Here is a 4,847-nt window from a genome sequence, read left to right on the forward strand (position 1 = left end):
TAATTTCATATTTAGAAAAAGAGAGTATACTTTCGTATTGTGTAATAAAGATATGGCCCACCTACGGAAATAGGTGGGCTTTTCATGTATAAAACTTGCATTTATTATATGACGATTAGAATTGCGGTCAAAATATTATCTCTTCCCCTTTAACTCTCTCAGTCTGCTTTTTTCAGCGTCTGAACCTACTTACGTACCAACTACATAACCAGTAAAAATACTAACAATTATAGCAATAACTAAGATTAATGTGATTTTAATCCACTTTTCCAAACATATATTTCATTTCAGAAGATTTAGTTACCATAGGGCACCGAACCGATGGTGCACTTACCCTAACTGACGTTTAAATGCTTTACCGGCGAAGAAGTAAGCGATAACCATAATTCCTACACACCAAGCAAGTGCAATCCAAATATCGTTACCAACAGTCCCTTCATATAAGAGGGCACGAATCGCATTCACGATTGAAGTTACAGGCTGGTTCTCAGCGAACGCACGAACAATTTTTGGCATAGTTTCGGTAGGAACAAAGGCCGAACTAATAAAGGGCAGAAAAATTAGCGGGTATGAGTAGGCTGTCGCCCCTTCCATAGACTTCGCTGTCAACCCGGGAATGATAGCCAACCATGTTAGCGCCAGCGTAAACATCCCAAGTATTCCAGCTACCGCAAGCCAATCCAGAATATTAGCGCTGGAACGGAAGCCCATTAAGAGCGCAACAAGGATAACCACCACGATAGTAAGTACATTAGCAACAAGTGAGGTTAATACGTGAGCCCATAATACCGACGAGCGCTTGATAGGCATAGTAATGAAACGTGCCATCAGCCCACTCTTTACATCCGTAAACAACCGCACGGATGTGTAAGCGACACCGGATGCAATAGCCATCAGCAAGATTCCCGGCAATAAATAATTGACGTAGTTATCCGTTCCTGTCTTTATGGCGCCGCCAAATACGTAGACAAACAACAGCATCATCATAATCGGTGTAATCGCTACCGTAATAATCGTATCTGGACTCCGCATAATGTTGCGCATTAAGCGCCCTAGTAATACCCCTGTTTTGCTTTTCATTTACATCTCCTCCTTTTTGCCGATGATCGCAAGGAAAATTTCTTCCAATGTCGGCTGCTTCTCGATATACTCCACTTTTGCTGGCGGGAACATCTCTTTAAGTTCAGTAAGAGTACCAGTCGTAATAATTTTTCCGCCATGCAAGATAGCGATACGGTCCGCCAGTTGTTCGGCTTCCTCCAGGTACTGGGTTGTCAGCAAGATGGTTGTGCCACCGCCGGCAAGTTCCTTGACGGTATCCCACACTTCAATCCGCGCTTCGGGGTCAAGCCCTGTCGTCGGTTCATCGAGAAAAATGACTGCTGGCGTTCCGATCAAACTCATCGCGATGTCAAGCCGGCGCTTCATCCCACCTGAATACTGGTCTGTCCTCTGGTTGGCTGCATCGGTCAGGCTAAATCTTGCAAGCAAATTATCAGCGACTTGAGCAGGACTAGAAACTCCACGCAAATTGGCAATCATTATCAAGTTTTCTCTCCCCGTGAGCATACCGTCTAAAGCTGCAAACTGCCCTGTCAGACTGATACTTTGACGAACATGATCCGATTGACGCTGGACGTCAAAACCGCAAACACCTACTTCGCCGCCATCTTGCTTCATCAGCGTAGAGAGGATATTGACCGTCGTCGTCTTGCCCGCTCCATTTGAGCCCAGCAGCGCGAAAATTTCGCCACGCTGCACTTCAAAATCTACCCCTTTTAACACTTCCTTATCTTTAAAGGATTTTTTTAACCCTTTTACAGAAATCGCTGTGTTGCTCATGCTTTTTTCCTCCTTAAAAAATGTTTTGTAAAGCTAGACTGCCTACACTCCTCTATTTAGTATTACTGATATTCTGTATTACTTAGTACTGATTTAAAAATATAACTGAATAGCGATGGTGGCAATTCACATTTGTAACCAGCTAATCAGTCGGTATTACCTTTTGCATTTATTTTTTTCTCAATTGCTTCATGATACTTTCATTCAAATCTTCACGATACTTGGAGACATAAGTTTTAGCGTTTGCCACTAGTTCGTCAGCAAAGGATGCCACGTCCTCCCCAGTGATTTCCAGCACTTGTCTGCCTTCCGCCGCACCGGCTTCAAACAAATCGATTAATTCATACTGTATGTGTAGCATATCCATCCCGTTGCCCGCTGAGAAATTCCACATGTAGTTTTGGATTTTCTTAAACACAAATTGGTAGTCCTCTGGCAGAGCTCCAACCCGTGCCATCATCATTTTGTACTCTTTTTTATCACCAATTAATTTTTTGAACATTTCCAACATATTATTTTTCCTCCTTTTTTATAAAGCAGAACAAGAAACTCCCAAAATATCGGCCGAATATTTTATCTTATGAGGCTAGTTTGACTTCAAGACGTTAATTTTTGATGATACAAAATCCCATTTTCTCCAAAATAATTCAAGCTCCTGACGGCCATCCTCATTTAGTGAATAAAACTTACGAGGCGGCCCCATATCTGATGGTTTCTTTTCAATATTCACAAGTTTTTTCTTCTCTAATCGCACAAGGATGGTATAGACCGTTCCTTCCACGACTTCAGTAAACCCAAGCTCATTCAGGTGGCGGGTAATCTCATAGCCATAAGTCTCACGGCGGCTGATGATTTCCAGCACACACCCTTCTAGCGAACCTTTCAGCATTTCAGTTAAATTTTCCATATTCTGATCCTCCTCTACCCCCTATTCTGTCTGACTTATATTCAGTATCACAGAGTACTAAGGCGAATTTTTACTGAATAGCTTTTGAAAAACCTCACTATTCAGTATTACTTATTACATCTACATTGTATGACTAAGTAGAGGTAATGTCAACTCGATTTTTAAATTTTTTCTTAAATCCGCTTTTTCCTATTGTTTACTAAATATATTTTAAGAAATCACGCTATTCAGTATTACTTATTACAACTAAATTGTATGACTAATTAGAGGTGAATGTCAACTGGACTTTTAAATTTTTTTAAAAATCCGCTATTATCTATTGGATACTGCCTATTTTCTTTTTAAAAAATCTCACCACATACCTATCCAGCTAAGAAAAGGAAATACCCCAAAACAAAAATTCTACATTTTTGTTTTGGGCGTTATAATATTCCGAAGTTAATGAATGTGGCTAGCTCTCCTTATTAAGAAGACGGATTATTTTTTTGTTCTTCTACTAATGCACCTGTGCATCTAATACATGAGCTTGCGAATACATACAAATTCTTTATAAAGCCAACTCTACATATAGGACATCCTTTTTGTTATGATAACATCATATTCATATCTTCTGCTGCAGTTGTAATTAGTTTTAAACCAAATGTTTCTTGTAATACATCAAGCACACCAGGTGAAATAAATTCAGGGGCCTTTGGACCAATGCGAATATCTTGAATACCAAGACTAAATAGACCAAGTAAAATGGCAACCGCTTTTTGTTCAAACCATGATAGGACAATACTCACTGGCAATTCATTTACTTCACATTGAAAAGCATCTGCTAAAGCGGCCGCTATTTTCACTGTAGAAATTGAGTTATTACATTGCCCTAAGTCAATATAACGCGGAATCTCCGTACCAGGTACAAACCCATAATTCACATCATTAAAGCGGAATTTCCCACAAGAAGTTGTTAAAATAACCGTTTCTGGCGGAAGTGACGTTGCTAATTCACGATAGTATTCCCCGCCTTTTCCTGGTGCATCACAACCTGCGATGACAAAGAAACGCTTTATTTTCCCTTCCTTTACTGCCTCAATAATTTCTGGGGCTAATGATAATACTGTATTATGATGAAATCCTGTTACTAACTGTTCATCCGACTCCATATGTACTTCGGGAAGCTCTAGCGCTTTTTGAATCAATGGTGCAAAATCATCATTTTCAATTTTTTGTACGCCCTCTAAGCCTGCAATATCATATGAAAAGAATCGATCAGAGTATGATCCTTTAATTGGCATAACACAGTTCGTTGTAGCTAATATGGCACCAGTGAATTTTTCAAAAAGGCGTCGTTGATCGTACCATGCCTTACCAATGTTTCCTTTTAAATGTTTATATTTTTTCAGCTTTGGATATCCGTGTGCTGGTAACATTTCAGAATGCGTATAAATATTAATTTCTTTTCCTTCTGTTTGCTTTAATAGTTCCTCTAATGCAAATAAATTATGACCAGTAACTACAATTGCCTTACCTTCTACATGATTTTGTGTAATTTGAACAGGCTCTGGAACACCAAAGTGATTCGTATGTGCCTCATCCAACAACTCCATCACCCGTAAAGCTGATTTCCCAACTTTCATAGCCATATCAATATGTTCTTGTTCATTAAAGTTAGAATTTGTTAATGTCATATATAGCGCTTCTTGAGTTGTAGCATCTACAAATGCATCTGTATACCCTAGCTGAGCAGCATGAGTACGATAAGCAGCAATTCCTTTTAATCCAAACACAATCGTATCTTGTAAACTTGCAATGGTTTCATTCTTACCGCAAACACCCATCACTTTGCATCCGCCTGTTGGCGTTTGTTCACATTGATAACAAAACATTATCATCCCACCCTCTCCCAATCATTCCTTACAAACTAAGCATAATACCCATTGAGAAAAAGGGATGTGATATCAATCACAATAATATATGAAAATTTGTGACAGTTCACATTGTTTACATAATATTTTTATTGACACTCTAAAATTTATACATAAGCATGCACACTTCTGTTGATGCTTCCAAATCACTAAATAATTGCTTTAAAGAAAGTCTAACAATATATAAA

5 protein-coding genes and 1 pseudogene are annotated in these 4,847 nt (G+C 39.0%); all 6 read right to left on the bottom strand.

Annotated features, from left to right (window positions below; translation table 11 throughout):
- Positions 1 to 78 precede the first annotated feature (78 nt).
- Positions 79 to 273, bottom strand: a pseudogene (locus AB3X48_RS22105) (PRK06770 family protein); the annotation flags it as partial.
- A 57-nt stretch (positions 274 to 330) separates the two neighbouring features.
- Complete coding sequence (locus AB3X48_RS17785) at positions 331 to 1,080, bottom strand: ABC transporter permease (RefSeq protein WP_002014105.1); 750 nt, start codon at positions 1,078 to 1,080, stop codon at positions 331 to 333.
- On the bottom strand, positions 1,081 to 1,842 hold the full coding sequence (locus tag AB3X48_RS17790; RefSeq protein ID WP_088099384.1) for an ABC transporter ATP-binding protein: 762 nt from the start codon (positions 1,840 to 1,842) through the stop codon (positions 1,081 to 1,083).
- Between the two features lie 169 nt (positions 1,843 to 2,011).
- The gene (locus tag AB3X48_RS17795) at positions 2,012 to 2,353 is read right to left on the bottom strand and encodes a DUF1048 domain-containing protein (RefSeq protein WP_002014108.1); all 342 of its coding nucleotides are present in this window, start codon (positions 2,351 to 2,353) and stop codon (positions 2,012 to 2,014) included.
- A 75-nt stretch (positions 2,354 to 2,428) separates the two neighbouring features.
- Positions 2,429 to 2,749, bottom strand: coding sequence for a PadR family transcriptional regulator (locus tag AB3X48_RS17800; RefSeq protein WP_002128372.1), 321 nt, complete (start codon positions 2,747 to 2,749; stop codon positions 2,429 to 2,431).
- Positions 2,750 to 3,333: 584 nt separating this feature from the next.
- Positions 3,334 to 4,620: a hydroxylamine reductase gene (gene hcp, locus AB3X48_RS17805; protein ID WP_088099385.1), complete on the bottom strand. Its 1,287-nt coding sequence runs from the start codon at positions 4,618 to 4,620 to the stop codon at positions 3,334 to 3,336.
- Between the last annotated feature and the right edge of the window lie 227 nt (positions 4,621 to 4,847).

Origin of the sequence: Bacillus sp. S4 (assembly GCF_040838205.1) — a bacterium.
Classification (GTDB): domain Bacteria; phylum Bacillota; class Bacilli; order Bacillales; family Bacillaceae_G; genus Bacillus_A; species Bacillus_A cereus_U.

Excerpts from the sequence above, each read along its gene's own strand:
- AB3X48_RS17785 (WP_002014105.1), bottom strand. The coding sequence starts at position 1,080 with ATGAAAAGCAAAACAGGGGTATTACTAGGGCGCTTAATGCGCAACATT.
- AB3X48_RS17790 (WP_088099384.1), bottom strand. The coding sequence starts at position 1,842 with ATGAGCAACACAGCGATTTCTGTAAAAGGGTTAAAAAAATCCTTTAAA.
- AB3X48_RS17795 (WP_002014108.1), bottom strand. The coding sequence starts at position 2,353 with ATGTTGGAAATGTTCAAAAAATTAATTGGTGATAAAAAAGAGTACAAA.
- AB3X48_RS17800 (WP_002128372.1), bottom strand. The coding sequence starts at position 2,749 with ATGGAAAATTTAACTGAAATGCTGAAAGGTTCGCTAGAAGGGTGTGTG.
- hcp (WP_088099385.1), bottom strand. The coding sequence starts at position 4,620 with ATGTTTTGTTATCAATGTGAACAAACGCCAACAGGCGGATGCAAAGTG.